The sequence below is a fragment of the Devosia sp. genome, assembly GCF_030689745.1.
In the GTDB taxonomy this organism is placed as follows: domain Bacteria; phylum Pseudomonadota; class Alphaproteobacteria; order Rhizobiales; family Devosiaceae; genus Devosia; species Devosia alba.
In genome coordinates this window covers 1-17801 of record NZ_JAUYGL010000220.1, presented here as the reverse complement: position 1 = coordinate 17801, position 17801 = coordinate 1, and the positions used below count along the sequence as shown (strand labels likewise).

The window sequence follows — 17801 nt, the reverse complement described above, 5'->3', positions numbered from 1 at the left end:
GTCATCCAAGCTCTCGGGAAGCAGCGTGCTTTGCCCTCGATGCTCTCCCTGGATAAAGCGCTTCATTGGCGCCCCCCGCTGATTTTGAATCCATCAAAATCATAGCAAGGTCGATGCCAATGTTTTTACACAGCCTGGGCCGAATCCTGTCTGTCGCGATAGACAGATGGCCAGAAGCGGCCGGGACCCTAAGAGTCGATTCAAGGGGGGGATTTACAGGATCTCCTAGCGCAATTCAACTTCTTGTTCCTTTACAGGCAGGGTATTTCGAACACCCCCAGAATTTGCTCCCCGCATGTTTTCCTTTCCGAGCAGTCCGGCGAACCATGGAAGCACCGCAGCTGGGACATCGATTCGACGCAGGGAGACGTATTGATCCTGCCGAGGATGAATGACTTGGAGTCGGAGTGTGGATTCTATTTGGCTGAACAGCCGCTCTTTTCGGAACCTCAATAGTTACGACTGCAGGCGCAGGCACGGCCACCTCAAGAATAGCGCAATCCCGTAGAGCTACTGCTCGCTCGGCAAGCGCCTGCATAAGATTTTGGTCTGGCAACGACTTAGCCGAAACAATTCGTGGCAGCGCTGCTTGTAGAGCGGACAAGCCAGCCCGAAGCCTGTTCTGGAGATCCATCTGTTTAGTCGCAGATGACGATCGCACTGCGTTCTCAGCTTGTAAATCAGACGCGTTTGGAGAGGAGTTATATCGGAACTTAGCCTCATGACTTTGACGCCATGCCAACATTTTTCCAGTCAACGCCTCACCGAATCCCGGTACTGATTGAACAGATGAAGCGGTTATATCTGCGGCAGTCTCGATGCCGAAGGAAGCTAAAGTGGCAGTTTTCGCAGGTCCAATGCCTGGAATCGTTGCCCGTCTTATTAAAAAACGATCCAAAAAATCTGTTCGCTGACGAGCCTCCCGTGTCGACTTCAGCTTCATTAGCGTCTGGGATAAATCTCCTTCGACCTGCCGATACTGCGCAACAAGCTCTTCAAGATCTGCACGCAGAACATACATTTCTTTTAGACCAATACGCTGAAGGTATGCCAGTGACGCCTGGCGCACCCGATTGTCCGCATCTTTATAAGCTTTGAGAAATGGCGCCGCGTCTACCTTGGACTTGGAGAATAATCCGGTTAGTCCATAGATACCGAGGCACCCCCACAGAAGTGCCAAGACCGGGATAAAGGTAAAACCAATAACTGCGCCAATTATAGCGAGGGCACCAAGGCCAGCTTGCCCAGAGCCCTTGCTCTTCGCTTCGGTAATAGCCGCACCGGGCGGGTCAACATCTCCGCTCCAAGTCGGAATGACTTCCTCCGCCAGAGGGAGCCTCACCGCCTGGATAGCAGCCCATATGCGCTCCAAGTCAAAAGATCCAATAGCTGGGATGTTACCCATACCAAGCCCAAGCGGGAACATTTCGACGCCGGATTGACTCGCAAGACGACACCAAAGACAACTTCCAGCGGCGCCAGGAAAGTAATGACTCTGTACGGTCGAGCATTGACGCAAGCTGGTTTCCAGACCTTGGAGCAAACTCACCCAGGCGGGAGAATCCGGGCGAGAAACCGCACTTAAGCCAAACGCAGTTTCAAACGCTGTTGCTATCGAAGAAGGGAGATCATCCAGCAAAACAGAACCAGGCGGAGGTGTAGTGCGCGTTTCGTCTCGTCGCCTTACAGAAAACGCGAAGCGATTCTGCGCAATCGACTGCCCCAAGCTTAGATCTGGTCCGTTAAAGCGGCCGGCGTAGGGGTGCTTACCCATAGCGAGCAGCTGAAATATAGCTACAGCTAGACCGAAGTTGTCGTGTGCTTGAGTCCGCTTAACGTTACTAAGACTAATCCCATGAAGCTCAGGTGGCGTGAAGTCCTCAGTACCGACCACACAGGGATAGAGGTGCCCTTTCAAGCTAAACTGAAAACTGTCAGCGTCGATTAGCGCAACGGTAGCGTCCGGCCCAATTAAAACTCCTGAATGGTTGAGATCACCGATAATACATCCAGCTTGATGAACCGTTGCGACCGCGCGGGCGACGTTCTGCGCAACTCGAACGAGAAACCGATAGTCAGCTTTGGGGAAATGAATCTTGCGTGATTTAGGACTGTAAAGCTCATGGATCGGTCGGTATCCCGCAACTAACCGCATAGAAAAACCGACAAAAAGCCCCGAAGAGTCAGTAGCCACGTCGAACGGGAATGCCACGAGATTAGTCGATTCCGCCAGCCGACCCTCGACCATAGCTCGAACCTTACTCTCGCGGGATGGCCGAAGCTCAGCTTTGTATATTTTGACCGCTCGATCGTTACGCCCAGCAAGAGCGTACACATCCCCCTCGCCGCCCTTACCAAGCCTTTTGTCTAGCTGTTCGCTCCTACCGGCGATCCGGACTGGTGATGTATTCATTTGCACGAAATAAGGATGAGCGTTTTATCGTCATCCGTGCGTTCGCAGAGGGCCGGACTATCTAGATAACGAGCAAGAGAAGCCGACAGCTCAGCAAGACGTCCCTCACCTTCGGCCTGATCGACAGGTTTAATCATCGGGTCAAAGAAGCGAGCGAAAGGCTGCTGCGTTGCTTGCTCCAGAGCGACCGACTCCAGACCATCGGAAAACAAAGCAAAGGCGTCATATTCGAGCCCCAAGCGGAACGTGTGCAGCCGTACTGCCGGATCATCCGTGACGAAATACGTGGTCGATGCAAACTCCCCATTTTCTGGCCAGCACAGCGCCTCCCACACTCCATTCTTACGAGCGACAAGGGCGCTATCACCTACCTGCAGGGCCAAGACACTGGTTTTATAAACCACTAGCATCACAAGGGTCGCAGCGAATTGCCTCCTTGTAACCTCACGACGTGAGGCTGCCTCGGAGAGCCTGTCACGTATCTGATCAAGCCAGCAGTGTATGACTTCGTCGTCAGGTAGGTCTTCATGACGGTCAAACCATTCTCGGAAACTGGACATCAAATTGCGGCATAGCAAGGACGCCCCTTGTCCGCCATAACTCGCACTACCAGCACCGTCGGAAACAACCGCGCAGAGTGCATCGGAGGTGATCCGCATGACGCTGTAGGCATCCTGTTTTCGGGTGCCCAATCGCACGTGCGACGTACCCGTACGCGATGCGACTGCCCAGCGCCAGCATGGACTAGCCCGCAACGGCCCACCCCTCTGGAGTGGTTGGATTGACCAGTGGTACAGCATCACCTGGATTTGATTGAGACACGGCGCTTAACGAACTAGAAAGCCAAGCGAAGAGCTCCCGAAACGCGAGGCCTTTTAGCTTTAACGGCTGACGAGTGCCGAGTTGGGAAAGGGTTGACATGTCTGCACCGGCAACGCCTACGGAGTAAAACATGAACTCCTTTTTTTCCTCGCTGTCATGGATACGACGACGCGCTTCTTGCCAATTGTCAGTCGGGGCACCATCGGTAATTAGAAAAACCCAGGGACGGTAATATTTGACGCCATTAGCACGGTAGCGATCTTTACGCTCGCGCAGGAGATCCAGGGCCCGCTCGACAGCTTCTCCCATCGGAGTGGTGCCACTAGCCTCCAATACCTCAGGAAAAAAACCATCGACCGTTGTGAACTCGGTACGCACGTCGACGGGGCCAAAGGTCACCACCGCCAACTCCACGCGCTTCGCCGCCATCGCGTCCGCATTCAAATCATCCTTGAAAAACTGCAACGCCTCGTTGAGTTGCTGAATGGGCGCGCCGTCCATCGAACCCGAAGTATCCAACAATAGGATGCAGGGGCAACGCTGCTCAGGGTTCTCAGCAAACTCGGCATCGGCAAAAGGTTGTTGCTCGTAATCGGCCATTGGTTCTCATCCATTCCATAACTATCCGATGGCACGATAATGGCGCAGCATAGAAAACTCACGAAATTTCGCAGAAATGCCTATACCTTCACACCAGCTACCTGTCGTAGCTGCTACTAGGTGAGCAATCGGGGACACCCACGACATTGATGTTGCTGACCGTCCGCTCCTGGCCGAAAGTGCTCCTTCAGGGGAAGATGGAGCGGCTACGTTGCACGAGTATCGCGTCCACCTCGGCGGCCTCGTCAAAGGTCATCAGAGCCAGATGAAGTGGTAGTAAAAAAGCATCAGGATCTATTGCTTGTCGAAGTGAGTCGGCTTGATGGTCGTCTTTGCAGAGGATCATCAAGTCGATGTCAGCAGCGCCCGGCTCGTCCCGGTCGACTGAGCCGAAAAGATACCACTGAGTTCCTTCGGCCTTCGCTCCGAGACCGACCGCAAGCTCGCGAAGGCTGGTGATTACACGCTGGCGAATCATTTCTTAGCCAGGCGTGACATCAACTCCCCGAGCATCAAGGCCTCTGCGCCCATCGACTTGGCAGCTGCGTCTGCTTGGCTGGTGATTGAACCGTAGCTCGTTGACTTGAGGGCAATATCAAAGTGACCGTAGTACTTTTTGGCGTTGCGCACATCCTCGGCGCTCATATTGTAGGCATCGATAATTGCAACGATGAGGCTCGGGCCGAACTTGCGATCAACCTTAAAAGCCGTCTCGTAGACGTAGGAGACGCAGGACACATGTGAGTGCTGATTCATCGCGGTGAAGTAAAAGTCCATGTTTTTTTCCCGATAGCAGCCAGGGTCATGGTAATAGGAAGCTTGGGCGACTTCGCGCAGCGTTCCGAACGCGGCAGACGCCGCATGAACGTAGTTGATAGCCGCGCCGCTCCACCTTGCTTTAGACGGAATATTCACTACGAACTGGGGTTTGTTGGCGCCGGCGAAAAGAGGCTCAACATCCGAAAGCTCTATTATATTTTGCACACCGAGGACTGCGACTATGAATGAGTCGCCACCCTTGGTCTTGACGACCAAAAAGTCCTCAGGAGTGCGTTCGACAATATCTAGCCCTTCCTTGGTGACAAGTTTATCGGCGACCCAATTGGTCGCGCTGTTGCTCATTCGCTAGCTTCCAAAATCTTGGACAACTCGGTTGGGAAGCGAGAAGCATCTTCCCGATTTCCTTCGATATGGAAGGCTTCCAAGTCGTTAATGTGTTGCCGAAATTGCTCCAGCATCGCTTTTTCGTCGCCTACAAGCAGGTGGCGATTGGCATCAAGGATCGCGAGCGTTCGTCTATTGTTGGGTAGGATGCACGCCAGCATCTTTCGCTTCCACTGCTCGGCCGCTCCGCTCTCTGGATTGCGGGCGGCGTTAATGTGAGGACCGTAGTGTTTGAAGATCGCGTGATTTTCCGCGAGAAGCGGTTCCACGACTCCGCGAGCACTGGCGCGATCTCCGAATTTCACTGCGCCGAAAAGCCCTTGAAGCTTGTTCGCGTGCTCGCGCTTCCAGCTCAGCATAGTCTTGTCTGGAAAGGCGCTCGGTGCCTTGTCCACCATCGTATGGCAGTTCGCGCAGAGCATAACCAAATTCTCGAAGGCTCCGCGCTCCTCCAGGCTGAGGTCCGGTTTAGCGCGAGGCCCAGCATCGTTGGCCGCAAATACATGAGCCATTTCAGCGATGTGGATGGACTTGCCCGCCGCATCGATGAACAGCTCATTAGCGCATCCTGGGTTCTGGCAGTAGCCCGCAGATGCAGCGAAGAGTCGCCGCTGTGTTTGCGCATCAGGCGATGCTGCGCCTCTAGAGCACGCCATTTTGTTACCCCCTGCTTAGTAATCACGATCTTATCGGCTGAAATCGAGCCGGCCTGAATGTGTGCTTTCGCATTAGGGCTCTGGTTAGGCGCCTTGCTGCTACGCAGAATCGCTGCGCGATATAAGAATCAAGCTGAAGCAATTTCCCTGGCGAGACGGTAGCTGGTAAGCAGTGGCGTTGCTGCGGCAGGAGCAGGCAGGTGTCTATCCTCTTCCATCTGCTGGAAGGAAAACTGCGCTTCAACGCGTTGTATCAACTCAGCCCCCTCGGCTTTGTGCCACAAACGGCTGCTTTCGACCCAAGCGGACTCTCCTGCGCCAAGCTCTTGAAGAGCAACAAACATGCTCTCTATTCTCCGTGGTGCCGATCCTGAATAAGACAGTCCTACTGCTGGCCGGCGGTGCTGGACCTTCAGCCTCAATGACAGTGAACACTCCCGGCCTTGTTATCCATATGACAACACTGTCCTGGAGGTGAGCTTTTGCGGCAGCCGCCGCCGTGCTCGACAACCTCTCTATCGGCCCGTGTCATACCATGGCTGGATGAGCTGATCGCCAGCGAAGGAAAGTGGCTAGCAAACAGCAGGACAAAACCAATAGCTAAATTTTTCATTGAGTGACCTCATAGTGCCATCATTGCTTGCCAGGCAAGAAAACATGGAATCGCACAATGGTCCATCAAATAGTTGAATCGCCGAGTAGTCCAGTGCATTTGAGAAGGCCCGCCAGAAGCCGTTGCCATGCATATCGCCAACATAGGGAAGCATCACGATGAATATCAGGGAACGTCTTTTTCTTGAGGTCGATGCAACTGCCAGAATCCATGGCATATCACGTTTCAACCGCTTCATCTGCGTACTGATTATCGGCGCGGTGCTGCTGGCGGTATTGGAAACCGAGCAGTCTGTAGCCGAAACCTACCATCAGATGTTCAGGGCAGTAGAGTGGTTGCTGTTTGGGATTTTTCTGATCGAGTATTGCTTGAGGGTCTACGTCGCTCCGATGAATCCCCTGTTCTCGGGGAAATATGGCCGGCTCAAATACATTTTCAGTGTCTGGTCGATCATTGATCTCATTGCTCTACTACCTTTACTGCTGACTGTATTCGACGGCACCGCCTTCTACTTGCGCCTGGCCAGACTGCTGCGAATTCTCAGGGTGTCGAAGCTTGGGCGCTTCACAAAAGCCTGGACGCTTCTGTGGCAAGCCATCGTCAAGCGCCGTTACGAGTTGATGCTGAGTGGCATGGTCGCATTGATGCTGCTTCTGGTCTCAAGCACCTTCCTCTACGTGCTTGAAGCTGCTGAGCAACCGGAAGCGTTTGGCAGCATCCCGAGAGCCTTGTGGTGGAGTGTCGCCACGCTGACAACGGTTGGCTACGGAGACGTCACTCCGATAAGCGCTGCCGGCCGTTTTTTCGCCGGTATTACTGCGGTTGCTGGTATTGGCTTGGTCGCCATGCCAACCGGCATATTGGCTGCTGCTTTCAGCGATGCCTTTCAGAACCAGGAAAGCAAGGAGGCTTGAGATGGCATTTAGATTTCAGCGCCGGATCAAGATCGCACCCGGACTGCGTTTGAACATCAGCAAAAGTGGCGTCAGCGTCTCCGCGGGCCCACGCGGCGCAAGCCTTACGGCGGGCACAAGAGGACTGTTTGCCAATGCGGGGTTGCCTGGCACGGGTGTGAGTAGTCGCCAACGCCTGCTCACCGGTAGCGACAGTCACCAGCGCAATATCCGCGCAACCCCAATACAAGCCATCACAGTCAGATTCACTGCCGATGAAGACGGCAACTGCTCCCTGATCAGGGCGGATGGCAGTCCTTTGTCAGACGCTGAAATGAAAGTCGTAAGGAAGCTGCATGGCGACACCATGCGGCAGGCGCTGGAAGATCTGTGCAACAGCCGCAATGAACTGCTTGCCGAGTTGGCCATACTTCACTTGAGCACGCCAGGGCCGACAACAGCTCCGCAGTACGAGAAGCAGCCTTTTCCCTCGGCACAGCCGCACTTGTCCACCGTCCAAAAAATGTTGGCACTGATATGGCCACCCTTCAATCGTCGCCAAGAGCAGCTTCAGCAACAGTGGAAGCAAGGCAAACAAACCTGGGAAGCTGCAGAGAAGCACAGGCACGAAACTGAAACCAGGTTGGTGTTTACTTCCACAACCGCTATCGAGGAAACCCTGTCGCGCTACCTGTCCGAGATTGACTGGCCCAAACCACCGGATATCAGCTTCGATCTCGGTACTAACATCAGCACTATCGCCCTTGATCTTCAGCTCCCCAATGAAGATGAGATGCCGGACAAGGAGTGGTCTCTGCCTACGCGCCAATACCGGCTCACGCCCAAAGCGCTGTCGGCTACCAAGCGCCGCCAGCTGTATCGAGATTATGTTCATGCCATCGCCTTTCGAGTCGTTGGCGAAGTATTTGCCCGTCTACCGACCATTGAGTACGTATCAATTTCTGGTTACCGAGAGCGAACCAATCCGGCAACCGGACGCTTGGAGGACGAGTACATTCTGTCTGCTCTGATTGCACGCAAAAGATGGTCTGAGATTGAGTTGGGCAAATTGAGATCCATCGAACCAACAGAGTCAATGCAGCTATTCGAGCTACGGAGGAGCATGACTGGCACAGGTGTCTTCAAGCCAGTAGAGCCGTTTACGGCTTGGGAGTTGGAGGCATTCCAGTCAAGTCAGTCAAATGCAGTGTGATTCGGACCAACAGCATAATGTCACTTCAGGGAGGGACTCTTGGACCGCGTTTACTTGTCTATCAGCTTTGTGACAGTCCGCTCCTGGCCGGTTGTTGCCTGTCGCGACCGGCTGCTTTGGGTCGGCTGCTGCGGCGATTTTCAAGGTAGTTGTCGTGTGAGCGTGTCACGCTGCCTTTGATTTTTGCGGCAGTACCGCCTCCCGTTCCGGATTGGCGCAGCAAAAGACTTGATTCGAATTCGGAGGAAACATGGGTATTTCGTATTACCTTGCATGTTTGGAGACCCGGCAATATGTCTGGGTTGGCAGGCTTGAGCCACAGGGGGCGCTGCCGGTGGCGGACGCCGGAGGCTCCATCGCCATGTTCGCGCTGGAGAATCGGAACAAACCGTTGATCGTCGTGAGCGAAAGCCATCCGATCCTCGAAGAGGGAATGGAGTGGTCGCCGCCGGCAACGCAAGAAACGTGCAGGGGACAACCTTGACAAACCAAAGCCAACCGCATCTCCAGACACTCGTCGCATTTCCAATCATGGCACAGGTCGTCGATGGATAGCTTGAAGTGTTGGCGCTGATGGGAAATTGACCCAGTCGGATTGCTGATTTCTGCATCTGCAACTGTCGATAAGTTTATCAGCGCAGTTGCTTTTGAATCCTCCCTTCGATAGCCCAGTTCAGTTGTCGAAGACCTGCCACATCCACCGCTGGCATGGTGCACCAGACCATGCTTGAGCTGACGCAGCGGCGCTTGCAAAATGGCAAAAGGCACTCCGTTGTGCAGTGCCCCCCCCCGCCCTCTTTAATACGAACACGAGAGCTGCCCGATGACAGAGCCCCATAAAGACACCATTTGCGATGTATGCGCTACCAGTACGAGGGTGCCGGGATACGGTGAGCAGTTCGGGACGCTCCAGGCGCTCTGGGGCTATGGCGCAGGGCATGATGGCGAGCGCTATCGAGTCAATCTATGCGAAAGTTGCTTTTTCGCGGCGCTAGCGTTTTTGAAGCAGGAGCGCCGCACGCAGAATCTGTTCAGCGATGAGCAGCCCTGCGAGGAACGCCCATTCGGACTAGTCGCCCGTGATGACTACTTTGGTGATTCGTAGCCATATCGCAGAGATGAGGTTGTTGGCTCGCCAGCATCGAACTCAGGCCATGTCAGCACCACTCCTCGCTACAATGGCGTCACCCGCAATCGCTCTAGGGATCTCGCTTGACTGACGCAAAACTCATTGAAGCCGAGATGCGGCGCGCACTTGGCCTAGACCCCGCTCCTTCGAAATCGAAGCAGCCAATACCCAAACAGCACTCCACCTTCACACTCGTTGAATTGAGCGTGCGCAAGAACGGTGGCTCGCCATTCCGCTTCGAGCACAGCTCCCGCTCCATCAGTACACTCGCTGCCCAACTCGAGGCCGAGAAAGCGGCTCGAGAGAAAGGGTATGAAGTCTGGGTCGTGTTGGATATCAGGCAGGTTTCATCATAGAAATGAAACAGTCGCCAGTCAGGCCAATCTCGCTGACTGCTCTGGGGCAATGAACGCCTGAATCAACTAGAGCGAATCAATTCGCACTCGGGCAGCTCTTGGCTTATACCTGTTTCTTCCAGGGTAGGCTGCCTCAAGCGCTTACGTTACCGTCCATAACTGATCAATCCGCGTCGTATAGCTCGGGCTCATCATCTCCCGCCGCATGCCCTCAGTCCGGTTTCACCGGCACCCCTGCAGATCGCATGGTTCCCCGTCCCCATCGCGCATTGATCGCATCATTGCGTATTTCGGCCCATCGTGACCGCCCGTTTCGGCCCTCCGTGACCGACCATTTCGCTAACAACGTGACCGGCCATTTCGGTAAGGGCGTGACCGGCTGTTTCGGAACAGGCGAAAAGCGGTCACGTTGTTAGCGAAATGAGCGGTCACGATGAGCGAAATACGCACATCATCACGCCCATCAACCGCTCGGCAGTCACTGGCGGTGTAGCGACGCACGGGTCGTCGGTGACTACCACGATTATTCCGGCGTGCAGCTCGATGGAGCGGTCTACCATAAGCACGTCGCCAACGAAGATCCCGGCGCCCTGCATGCTGTCGTCGGCTGCGCGCAGTAGATGGGTGGCGGCTGGGTGTCGGATGCACAGCTCGTCCAGAGACAAGGTGGCCTCGATGTGACCCTCGGCCGGCGAGGGGAAGCCAGAGGCGATCGGACTCAGGAACAGGGGCAGCCGCTGGATGGACGCGCGCAGCGGGCCGAGCGGTGTAAAACTCATGATGACGGCTTCAAAAATACTGTATCAACACACAGTAAATCAGGGGCGATGCCCGACAGCAATGTGCAGAATTTGCACATTGCCATGAACGAGGAGAGTTCCGTGGTGGCGGATCACGAAACCCAGTCCCGGGTTCGGGAGGTGCAGGCCTTAGCCGAGTATGTCTTTGAAAGCTGTTCGATCGCGCTCGACTGGCTGGCCAGGCCCAACGCGGCGCTGGGGGATGTCACCCCGCTGAGTTGCTGCGCGACGGAGGCGGGCGCACAGCAGGTCCGGCGGATTCTGCGGGCCATCGAGTCCGGCGGAGTGGTTTGATAACGGCAGGGACGGGAGGTGGGGCATGTGCTGAGGTATCGAGGTGGCGGACCGCTACACGGAAAGCGACAAGCCGGTGAAGGTCTACTTCCCCAACCCCAAGGCGGCTTTGCCCGTGCTGCAGGCCAACGGTTCCGTGGAGTGGGTGGCCTGGGGGCGGCGCCAGGAGCAGGATGGGCATCTTCCGGCGACTGGCTGGGCGCGGGTAGACTCGATCAGTGCGGACAAATGGGCGAGCTTCCATCCGCGAGACGTGCGGATCGTCGCGGAGCACTTCATGGAAAAGGATCCGGCCTGGTTGCGAAATTGCACTCCTCTTAACCACCAATTTGCATTGGCTTTGACCACGGATTGCGTTCGACTTGACCAGCGCACGCCCCCTGTCGCGATCGGCAAAGAACGGCCAAAAGCTGCCCGTCAGCATCAATTACCGTGGTCTGTCCCCGGTTATTCATTTGTCAGCCCCAAATCGTGGTCTGTCCCCTAATATCTTTACGGTGCCGACAATCAGCGAAGTCTGATGGCGACAGGCCTGGCACTGGAATAATGGGTGAGTACGCCCCCGCACTCGGCTGTAAACGGCCCCCGCGCATCGGGGGGCAACGAAAGCCCTGGGGCCAGCGCGTTTGCTCCAGGGCTGCCGCGCGCTGTATTTTCGGTCCCGAAATGCTTGAGAAATTCAGGCAAAGATAGACCGAGCTGGAACTGGATACGGTTCATGGCCATGACGCTCACCTCAATACTGGTTATGCATACAGCATATGGGTAATTCAGAGGTCATGACATACCAGCTGAAGATCGTTGCTAATCAGGTCCTGAAAAGACTGCCTAAGTAGTCACCTTTGCTTTACGTGTTCTGTCGCAAGCTGTAGCTTTCCGAGCAGAGTGTTTTTTGCCGACGATCGGATAGGGTGCAGGCAAGGATCGCTGATTTTGAATTTAATACTATGTTGTTGGGGTGTGTTTAATTAGTTGTGGCTTGTGCGACATTGCTTTTGTGTTTTGAAATTTTAATTAAATTTAAAAAATCTGAGGTTGTTATCGTGTCTACTAGTTTTTTTTATATTCAGGCGGAAAGAAATGATAAAAATAATTCGTTCCTGAGAAAGCTTGAGGCGTATGCGGATGAAATAAAGCAGCAGATTTATGTTTTGGATAGGCCACTGGGTGATAGTAAATATTCGTATGGCTATAGTGGCGGGGTCGTTTTGTTGATTCCGAATTATAAAATAATATTTATGGATTTTGATGATAGTGCGGAAGAGTTTGAAGGGTTTGTAGAGGATTTCATCGAGGACTTGGGTTCTATTTCTGATAAGTACAGATACAAGAATGTAATCGGTAGACCTCGATTTTGGCGGGAAGAGCTAATTGCTACGGTGTCATATTCTAGTATTGATGATGGGGATGTCGGTTTTTTTCTTGGTGAGTATTTAATTCCGGGAGGCGAAAATAAGAAAAAGTGTGAGCTTTTGATTTCTTTGCTTACTGGTAGTATTAATGATATTGAAAAGATAAAGGGGGGGGTTCCTGATAATCTTTTAGATAAGGTCAAGCGAAAAATATTGTTGTTTGACGGTGATCAGACGCGATTTGTGTATCAGCGGTCAGATAAGCGCAGGATTACTATTCAGGGACTTTCTGGTACGGGAAAAACAGAACTCCTTCTGCATAAGCTTAAAGAGATTTATGTAGAGTCAAAAGATAGTAAAGTTATTTTCACATGTCACAATAAGATATTGGCTGATAGTTTGAGAGGGCGTATTCCCGATTTTTTTAACTTCATGAAAGTTGAAGAGCAGATTAAGTGGAATGAGAGGTTGTGGTGTGTAAATGCCTGGGGCGGTCAGGCGGATAGGAATTCAGGGGCATATAGTTATATTTGTAGTTTTTATGGAATACCTTTCCATCGTTATAATACTTCTAATAATTTTGATATTGTATGCAAGCGAGCCCTGCAGGATCTTGAGGACGTAGATGTTAATGTCGTTGGTTTTGCATTTGATTATATGCTTGTGGATGAAAGTCAAGATTTCACTAAGAATTTTTTTGATTTATGCGAGAAGGTTACAAAGAATACGGTATATGTGGCTGGCGATATTTTTCAAAGTATTTTTGATAGCAATATTGTCAGTGAGATTCAGCCGGATTTCTTGCTGAGCAAGTGTTATAGAACGGATCCGAAGACTTTGATGTTTGCTCATGCTTTGGGCATGGGGCTTTTCGAATTTCCAAAATTAAGATGGCTAGAGGATAGAGAGTGGAAAGCCTGTGGTTATCTAGTAGATAAGGAGGAAGGGTCCTTGAATTACTCGTTGTCTCGTGAACCTTTGAGGCGTTTTGAGGATCTAGAAAACGAAGGTTACACAAGTATTGAACTTGTTAAAACTAGCCAGCAACTGAATGAAGATGCCGAAACAAAAATAATTGAAATTATTCGGACTATACGAGCCGAGAACCCAACTGTTCTTGCGGATGATATTGGGATTATTTTTATTGATAGTGGTAAGAATACGTATATGTCTGCTGATAAGCTTGAGCTTTCGATTCCTCGAGAATTTGGCTGGGCCGTGAATAAGGCTTATGAGAGTAAAGAAAAGATAAAAGATACATTGTTCGTGAGTAATAAAAATAATGTTAAGGGGCTGGAGTTTCCTTTTGTAATCTGTGTGACTAAGAGGATTAATGATCAGCGGAATTATAGAAATGCGCTCTATATGATGATTACTCGTTCTTTTTTACGGACCTATCTTCTTATTTCGGAAGATAGCAATGTTGAACTTGCGGTTCAGTTGGAGCATGGCCTTAAGGTTATTAATGATACTGGTCGCTTAGAGGTTGTTGCGCCAACTGCAATTGAGTGCGAACAAATAAAAACAACAATAACATTCAATGATGAGAATGTGTCGCTGTATGATTTTTCGAATACGATTTTTGATGAGTTAGATGTTATTCCACTATTTAGGGCGCCGCTTCTGGATATTGTAAAAAAAGCTGTTGGTGATGAGTTGGATTATGGCTTGATTCGTGAGGTTATAGAATTCAATTATGCTGTGATGAATAGGGCGCAGCAGTGAAGCAGTTCTATTTTAAGTTAGAGGATTGGCAGTTAGAGCAGTTTTTTTCTATAGTTAGAAGTAAGCAGCAGGTTATATTGCTGCTGATGCGGACTATAAAGTTAATGATTGTTACTCCTTTCTCGGTAGAACAATTTGACGGTGCTCATATTGTTCTTAAAGTCTCTAAAATGAGTCGTCTTTTCTTTTTCTCGAAAGATAAGTATTTTTCTATAAGTTTTCCGTTTCTGGTTACAGAGAGTGATGGTCGGCTCCTGTTTTCAGCTGGCCAGATTGCAGATGTTGACAGCAGGGTCACATCTGAAGTTATTGCGATTGTATCTGCAAAAGGAAATTTTGATCAGCAATGCGCCTTGGGGTTTGTTGAGCCTATAGTTGATATCGCGGATTATCGAGCCGGCTTTTGGCCGTTTTTACTTGGTTTATTTTTGTTCGAAGATGGGTATATACGATATGATTATGATGAGGCTCATCAAAATGGTGAACTTCATCCGTTGAATCATTACGATGTTTTCTATTCGTCAAATGCAACTTTTAAAATCGGGCTTCATAATAAGATAAATAAATCTGACTTAGTTGATCTGGTTGATGCTGGTTCTAATTGTCACTTTATTCAAGGTGTTGAAGTGGCAGTCAATAAAGGCAAGTTACTTAAAGTGGGGAAGTAAAAAGAAAACAATCGGGGACAGACCACGATATTTATGTTGCTGACCGACCGCTTTTGGCCGAAAGCTGCCAGCCCAGAAGTTCGAGGTCGCCGTTGCCAATTGAACGGAACAGCAGTAGGTTCATTTCATTTGCTGAACCCTTGAAGCTGCTCCGGGACTGAAAAGACATGGCCGATACAGAAAACTCTACCAGCTCGACGGTTTCCGCTATGCGGTTCGCACGCGTCCTCATGAACGTGACCTATCCAATTGTCTCTGCTTACGAGTTCGATTTCCTTCAGGAGGAGAGGATTATCCAGGAGCGATGGGACGCATCGACCATCTACCTTATCGTTCAGCGCCCGCTCACCTACTTTGACAACGTTGTGCTTGATGACAAGTACATCCGATTCGAGATCGCCGATGGCGACAAACCACCGCTGCCATGCAGAATAAATCTAGTCGCCGCCGGCATCTGTCAGGTTGGTGAATCGATCGACATTCAGATTGGGTTCTATTCCGATAAAGCCAACACTCAGCAACCGATCCGCAATGTCGGTGCGTTAAAGCTTTACCGCGAGAACGGTGATTTTATCCTGTGGTGGAGCCCACAGAAATTGCTGTATGAGATGCTAGTCAAGGGGCTTGAGGTCGAGATCGCGGAAGGGTTCGATCCGCACTGCTTCCTAGATTTCAAGGTGCACTACATCGGCAAAAGCTTCTCGCAGAAAGTCTGGGACAGGCTCACCGGTCACAATAAGATGCAGCGCATCTTGACCCGCGAACGCGAGGTTGGGCGGGCACCCGAGGCGCGGGCTCCGTTTGAAATATCTCTCCTGATCCTCCAGATCACTGGAGTAGATGATATGCCCATGATCGGCGGTGACGCTGACCATCCTATGGCAGGCTCCAACCCCATCGTGCTTACATTGGATGATAACGACGAATCATTAGAAAGGTTCATGACTCAGTCCAACGTACATATGGGGGACGAGGCTTTGACTCGCGAGGTTGAGGCGTATCTCATAAATCTGTTCAAACCGACCTACAACGAGATCCTCTTCAATAATTATCCGAACATCACCGGAGGAATGCGCTCAAAAGGATACAGTTGGACGGAGGTTGATCTCGAATCTGTGCCAGCCTTTCTGTATACAGACTGTTTCTCAATGGTACCCGAGGTCGATTAAAACTATTACTCGGCATAGCAATTCATTCCGCCCATCATTCATAGTGAGTCGATTGCTGCCTTCACAGACCGGCAGCAATCGGCCCAACGCTGCCTTTCGTTAGGAGCCGCTAACGGGCAGAAGCAACCTTTCACGAGTCACCACTTTCGATCCATTGCAGCCGGTGAGCGCCGACACGCAAGGCAGTGAGCGGTCATTCAAACGTCTCAATGAAATGCGGAGCGACTCCTACTGGTATTTCGGGCATTCACGAGAATGCCAAAATACAAAGTAAGAGAAGAGTATCAAAGCACGTTTTGAGTGTTTTTATCTGTTCTTTTTGCGGGACGCCTTCGCGATTTTATTTGTCCTTGTTTTCTTTTGCTTGATGCTTTCTTTTTTAGTGGACTTTAAAAGGTCGCTCTCTTTTTTGAGTTCTCGCGCGCAATACTCGGGGTTGTAGCTTAAAAAAACATCAGCCTTTACGCTTGGGACTATTGAACCAGGCAACATATTAGTATGAAATCTAGAAACAATTAATGGGTAATTGCCAATTTGATGTAGCCCAGCTTCATCCATGGAGAATTGTGCCAGCTTATCAAACGTCCCGAGCTCTAGTTTGTTTGTGGCAAAAGGGTTGTGAAATATATAAAGACCATCAAGTAATTTTTCAGGGTTTTCGGGTGTTACCTCATGCACGCGAAAGTGTGGCTCATCTTGCGTGTATCTAATGTTTAGAACCGTATCGAAATTCATGTTTTCTGATTTATGCAGCGACGAAAGTTTACCTAGCGTCAGAGTATTGCAAAATAAAATGGCTGAAACTTCTTTGAATGAAGGATTTAGAAAAATCCCAATATTTAATTCCGAGTCCGTACCGGGCTTTTTAATCGTTTTTCTGTTGGCGTATGCTTTTTTTTCTGGGTCATAATAGTGCCCATATAGCAAGGCAAACATTGAATAAATAAATTCTCTGCCGTAGGCAATTTGGTCATGGGAGGATAGGGCTATTATGTATGGAGCTTTAGGCGAAACCCAATCACAATCAATATATCCTTTAACAGGTACTTTATCTTTGCGCGTGTATCCAGTATATTTTTCTAATTTTGACTTTATAGAGTTAGAGTGTCGCGATATTGCCTCGTCGATGATATCTGAAAACTCACGCCTGGTTTGAATCGGCCGTAGGTTGGCCTCGATATCTTCTATTGATCGTAGCTTTTCAGGAATGCCATCTTTTTTTATCTCTGACACTACTGCTTCGATGTACATCGAAGTGGGGGCTTCAACGATAAAGTCTGGTCGATTGTGCTTTTCGCTGACTTTGAAATTCATTTCCTGCAGCGCGGCGTGGAGATATAGCTCCCAAAAAGTAGAGTGAAAAGTTGTTTGAAATTCTTTTTTAGCCTTTTTGTCGCGATCATAAAAGTTATTTCCCCAGGAAGAAACAACCTCTTTGGCACCGGCGTAATCAAACTGGTTATTCAGATCATTAAATTTGAAATGAAGGAGGTTTAAATCCTTGCCCTCATCAATTTCGAAAAAATCCATCCGTTAATTCCTTGTATCGAATTTTATTAAGCTATGGGTGATCTCTGTAGCACGTGATAGCTATCAAATATCATAAATTTATTTGATTTTTTCTTTACCGTAAAAGTATTTTATTTCTTAATGCTCCGACGAATGCCTTCTCAATCATTGAGGTACCACAATGGTTAGGCCTCACGCCAGTTTAGCCGTCGATTTAAATTGCCCTAATGTTCGTATGCGTATTTGATATGGTCGAAAGCGTTCCTTGGTGAGCGGCCGCTTCTGGCCCAGGCTGTGTAAAAACATTGGCATCGACCTTGCTATGATTTTGATGGATTCAAAATCAGCGGGGGGCGCCAATGAAGCGCTTTATCCAGGGAGAGCATCGAGGGCAAAGCACGCTGCTTCCCGAGAGCTTGGATGAC

The 17801-nt window shown here is 50.6% G+C and carries 19 protein-coding genes and 1 pseudogene; 9 read left to right on the top strand and 11 right to left on the bottom strand.

Features of this window, described 5'->3' with window-relative positions:
- Nucleotides 1–235 precede the first annotated feature (235 nt).
- The 7 genes from Q8O80_RS19385 to Q8O80_RS19355 all read right to left on the bottom strand — a co-directional run bounded on the left by Q8O80_RS19385 (nucleotide 236) and on the right by Q8O80_RS19355 (nucleotide 5999).
- On the bottom strand, nucleotides 236–2413 hold the full coding sequence (locus Q8O80_RS19385) for a topoisomerase DNA-binding C4 zinc finger domain-containing protein (protein WP_305582357.1): 2178 nt from the start codon (nucleotides 2411–2413) through the stop codon (nucleotides 236–238).
- Nucleotides 2410–3213, bottom strand: coding sequence for a PP2C family serine/threonine-protein phosphatase (locus tag Q8O80_RS19380; RefSeq protein WP_305582355.1), 804 nt, complete (start codon nucleotides 3211–3213; stop codon nucleotides 2410–2412). The genes Q8O80_RS19385 and Q8O80_RS19380 overlap by 4 nt, the downstream gene beginning before the upstream one ends.
- Nucleotides 3158–3835 (bottom strand): VWA domain-containing protein, encoded by a 678-nt coding sequence (locus Q8O80_RS19375; RefSeq protein ID WP_305582353.1) that lies wholly within the window; start codon nucleotides 3833–3835, stop codon nucleotides 3158–3160. The genes Q8O80_RS19380 and Q8O80_RS19375 overlap by 56 nt, the downstream gene beginning before the upstream one ends.
- Nucleotides 3836–4022: 187 nt before the next feature.
- Nucleotides 4023–4313, bottom strand: coding sequence for a hypothetical protein (locus Q8O80_RS19370; protein WP_305582351.1), 291 nt, complete (start codon nucleotides 4311–4313; stop codon nucleotides 4023–4025).
- Nucleotides 4310–4957 carry a hypothetical protein gene (locus Q8O80_RS19365; protein ID WP_305582349.1) on the bottom strand — a complete coding sequence of 216 codons (648 nt, stop codon included), beginning with the start codon at nucleotides 4955–4957 and terminating at the stop codon, nucleotides 4310–4312. Before Q8O80_RS19365 ends, Q8O80_RS19370 begins: the two co-directional genes overlap by 4 nt.
- The gene (locus Q8O80_RS19360) at nucleotides 4954–5655 is read right to left on the bottom strand and encodes a hypothetical protein (RefSeq protein WP_305582347.1); all 702 of its coding nucleotides are present in this window, start codon (nucleotides 5653–5655) and stop codon (nucleotides 4954–4956) included. The genes Q8O80_RS19365 and Q8O80_RS19360 overlap by 4 nt, the downstream gene beginning before the upstream one ends.
- Before the next feature lie 128 nt (nucleotides 5656–5783).
- The gene (locus Q8O80_RS19355) at nucleotides 5784–5999 is read right to left on the bottom strand and encodes a hypothetical protein (RefSeq protein WP_305582345.1); all 216 of its coding nucleotides are present in this window, start codon (nucleotides 5997–5999) and stop codon (nucleotides 5784–5786) included.
- A gap of 427 nt (nucleotides 6000–6426) precedes the next feature.
- Here Q8O80_RS19355 and Q8O80_RS19350 point away from each other — a divergent pair, with 427 nt between their 5' ends.
- From Q8O80_RS19350 to Q8O80_RS19335, 4 genes are all read left to right on the top strand, one after another.
- Nucleotides 6427–7182: a potassium channel family protein gene (locus Q8O80_RS19350; protein WP_305582343.1), complete on the top strand. Its 756-nt coding sequence runs from the start codon at nucleotides 6427–6429 to the stop codon at nucleotides 7180–7182.
- 1 nt (nucleotide 7183) lies between these two features.
- Nucleotides 7184–8374, top strand: a complete 1191-nt coding sequence (locus tag Q8O80_RS19345) for a DUF4236 domain-containing protein (protein WP_305582341.1) — start codon at nucleotides 7184–7186, stop codon at nucleotides 8372–8374.
- A gap of 250 nt (nucleotides 8375–8624) precedes the next feature.
- Nucleotides 8625–8858 carry a hypothetical protein gene (locus Q8O80_RS19340; RefSeq protein WP_305582340.1) on the top strand — a complete coding sequence of 78 codons (234 nt, stop codon included), beginning with the start codon at nucleotides 8625–8627 and terminating at the stop codon, nucleotides 8856–8858.
- A gap of 728 nt (nucleotides 8859–9586) precedes the next feature.
- Complete coding sequence (locus Q8O80_RS19335) at nucleotides 9587–9859, top strand: hypothetical protein (RefSeq protein ID WP_305582338.1); 273 nt, start codon at nucleotides 9587–9589, stop codon at nucleotides 9857–9859.
- 141 nt (nucleotides 9860–10000) lie between these two features.
- Here the strand turns inward: Q8O80_RS19335 and Q8O80_RS21630 are convergent, their stop codons facing one another.
- Both Q8O80_RS21630 and Q8O80_RS19330 read right to left on the bottom strand, forming a co-directional pair.
- Nucleotides 10001–10066, bottom strand: a complete 66-nt coding sequence (locus Q8O80_RS21630) for a DUF4113 domain-containing protein (RefSeq protein ID WP_371136240.1) — start codon at nucleotides 10064–10066, stop codon at nucleotides 10001–10003.
- Nucleotides 10067–10287: 221 nt separating this feature from the next.
- The gene (locus Q8O80_RS19330) at nucleotides 10288–10638 is read right to left on the bottom strand and encodes a LexA family transcriptional regulator (protein WP_305582336.1); all 351 of its coding nucleotides are present in this window, start codon (nucleotides 10636–10638) and stop codon (nucleotides 10288–10290) included.
- A 48-nt stretch (nucleotides 10639–10686) separates the two neighbouring features.
- Here Q8O80_RS19330 and Q8O80_RS19325 point away from each other — a divergent pair, with 48 nt between their 5' ends.
- Together Q8O80_RS19325 and Q8O80_RS19320 are read left to right on the top strand one after the other, a co-directional pair.
- Nucleotides 10687–10953 carry an MbcA/ParS/Xre antitoxin family protein gene (locus Q8O80_RS19325; RefSeq protein WP_305582334.1) on the top strand — a complete coding sequence of 89 codons (267 nt, stop codon included), beginning with the start codon at nucleotides 10687–10689 and terminating at the stop codon, nucleotides 10951–10953.
- A 43-nt stretch (nucleotides 10954–10996) separates the two neighbouring features.
- On the top strand, nucleotides 10997–11440 hold the full coding sequence (locus Q8O80_RS19320) for a hypothetical protein (protein ID WP_305582332.1): 444 nt from the start codon (nucleotides 10997–10999) through the stop codon (nucleotides 11438–11440).
- Nucleotides 11441–11446: 6 nt separating this feature from the next.
- On the opposite strand, the pseudogene Q8O80_RS19315 reads toward Q8O80_RS19320, so the two are convergent.
- Nucleotides 11447–11679: pseudogene (locus Q8O80_RS19315) on the bottom strand (transposase); the annotation flags it as partial.
- 317 nt (nucleotides 11680–11996) lie between these two features.
- Here Q8O80_RS19315 and Q8O80_RS19310 point away from each other — a divergent pair.
- From Q8O80_RS19310 to Q8O80_RS19300, 3 genes are all read left to right on the top strand, one after another.
- Nucleotides 11997–14030, top strand: coding sequence for a DEAD/DEAH box helicase (locus Q8O80_RS19310; RefSeq protein WP_305582330.1), 2034 nt, complete (start codon nucleotides 11997–11999; stop codon nucleotides 14028–14030).
- Nucleotides 14027–14698: a hypothetical protein gene (locus tag Q8O80_RS19305; RefSeq protein WP_305582328.1), complete on the top strand. Its 672-nt coding sequence runs from the start codon at nucleotides 14027–14029 to the stop codon at nucleotides 14696–14698. The genes Q8O80_RS19310 and Q8O80_RS19305 overlap by 4 nt, the downstream gene beginning before the upstream one ends.
- 167 nt (nucleotides 14699–14865) lie before the next feature.
- The gene (locus Q8O80_RS19300; RefSeq protein ID WP_305582326.1) at nucleotides 14866–15867 is read left to right on the top strand and encodes a hypothetical protein; all 1002 of its coding nucleotides are present in this window, start codon (nucleotides 14866–14868) and stop codon (nucleotides 15865–15867) included.
- Between the two features lie 306 nt (nucleotides 15868–16173).
- Here Q8O80_RS19300 and Q8O80_RS19295 read toward each other — a convergent pair whose 3' ends face one another.
- Complete coding sequence (locus tag Q8O80_RS19295) at nucleotides 16174–17397, bottom strand: hypothetical protein (RefSeq protein WP_305582324.1); 1224 nt, start codon at nucleotides 17395–17397, stop codon at nucleotides 16174–16176.
- Nucleotides 17398–17801 lie beyond the last annotated feature (404 nt).

Bases quoted from the DNA above. Each gene is read 5' to 3' on its own strand.
- Q8O80_RS19385 (WP_305582357.1), bottom strand. From the start codon at position 2,413: ATGAATACATCACCAGTCCGGATCGCCGGTAGGAGCGAACAGCTAGAC.
- Q8O80_RS19380 (WP_305582355.1), bottom strand. From the start codon at position 3,213: ATGCTGTACCACTGGTCAATCCAACCACTCCAGAGGGGTGGGCCGTTG.
- Q8O80_RS19375 (WP_305582353.1), bottom strand. From the start codon at position 3,835: ATGGCCGATTACGAGCAACAACCTTTTGCCGATGCCGAGTTTGCTGAG.
- Q8O80_RS19370 (WP_305582351.1), bottom strand. From the start codon at position 4,313: ATGATTCGCCAGCGTGTAATCACCAGCCTTCGCGAGCTTGCGGTCGGT.
- Q8O80_RS19365 (WP_305582349.1), bottom strand. From the start codon at position 4,957: ATGAGCAACAGCGCGACCAATTGGGTCGCCGATAAACTTGTCACCAAG.
- Q8O80_RS19360 (WP_305582347.1), bottom strand. From the start codon at position 5,655: ATGGCGTGCTCTAGAGGCGCAGCATCGCCTGATGCGCAAACACAGCGG.
- Q8O80_RS19355 (WP_305582345.1), bottom strand. From the start codon at position 5,999: ATGTTTGTTGCTCTTCAAGAGCTTGGCGCAGGAGAGTCCGCTTGGGTC.
- Q8O80_RS19350 (WP_305582343.1), top strand. From the start codon at position 6,427: ATGAATATCAGGGAACGTCTTTTTCTTGAGGTCGATGCAACTGCCAGA.
- Q8O80_RS19345 (WP_305582341.1), top strand. From the start codon at position 7,184: ATGGCATTTAGATTTCAGCGCCGGATCAAGATCGCACCCGGACTGCGT.
- Q8O80_RS19340 (WP_305582340.1), top strand. From the start codon at position 8,625: ATGGGTATTTCGTATTACCTTGCATGTTTGGAGACCCGGCAATATGTC.
- Q8O80_RS19330 (WP_305582336.1), bottom strand. From the start codon at position 10,638: ATGAGTTTTACACCGCTCGGCCCGCTGCGCGCGTCCATCCAGCGGCTG.
- Q8O80_RS19325 (WP_305582334.1), top strand. From the start codon at position 10,687: ATGCCCGACAGCAATGTGCAGAATTTGCACATTGCCATGAACGAGGAG.
- Q8O80_RS19300 (WP_305582326.1), top strand. From the start codon at position 14,866: ATGGCCGATACAGAAAACTCTACCAGCTCGACGGTTTCCGCTATGCGG.
- Q8O80_RS19295 (WP_305582324.1), bottom strand. From the start codon at position 17,397: ATGGATTTTTTCGAAATTGATGAGGGCAAGGATTTAAACCTCCTTCAT.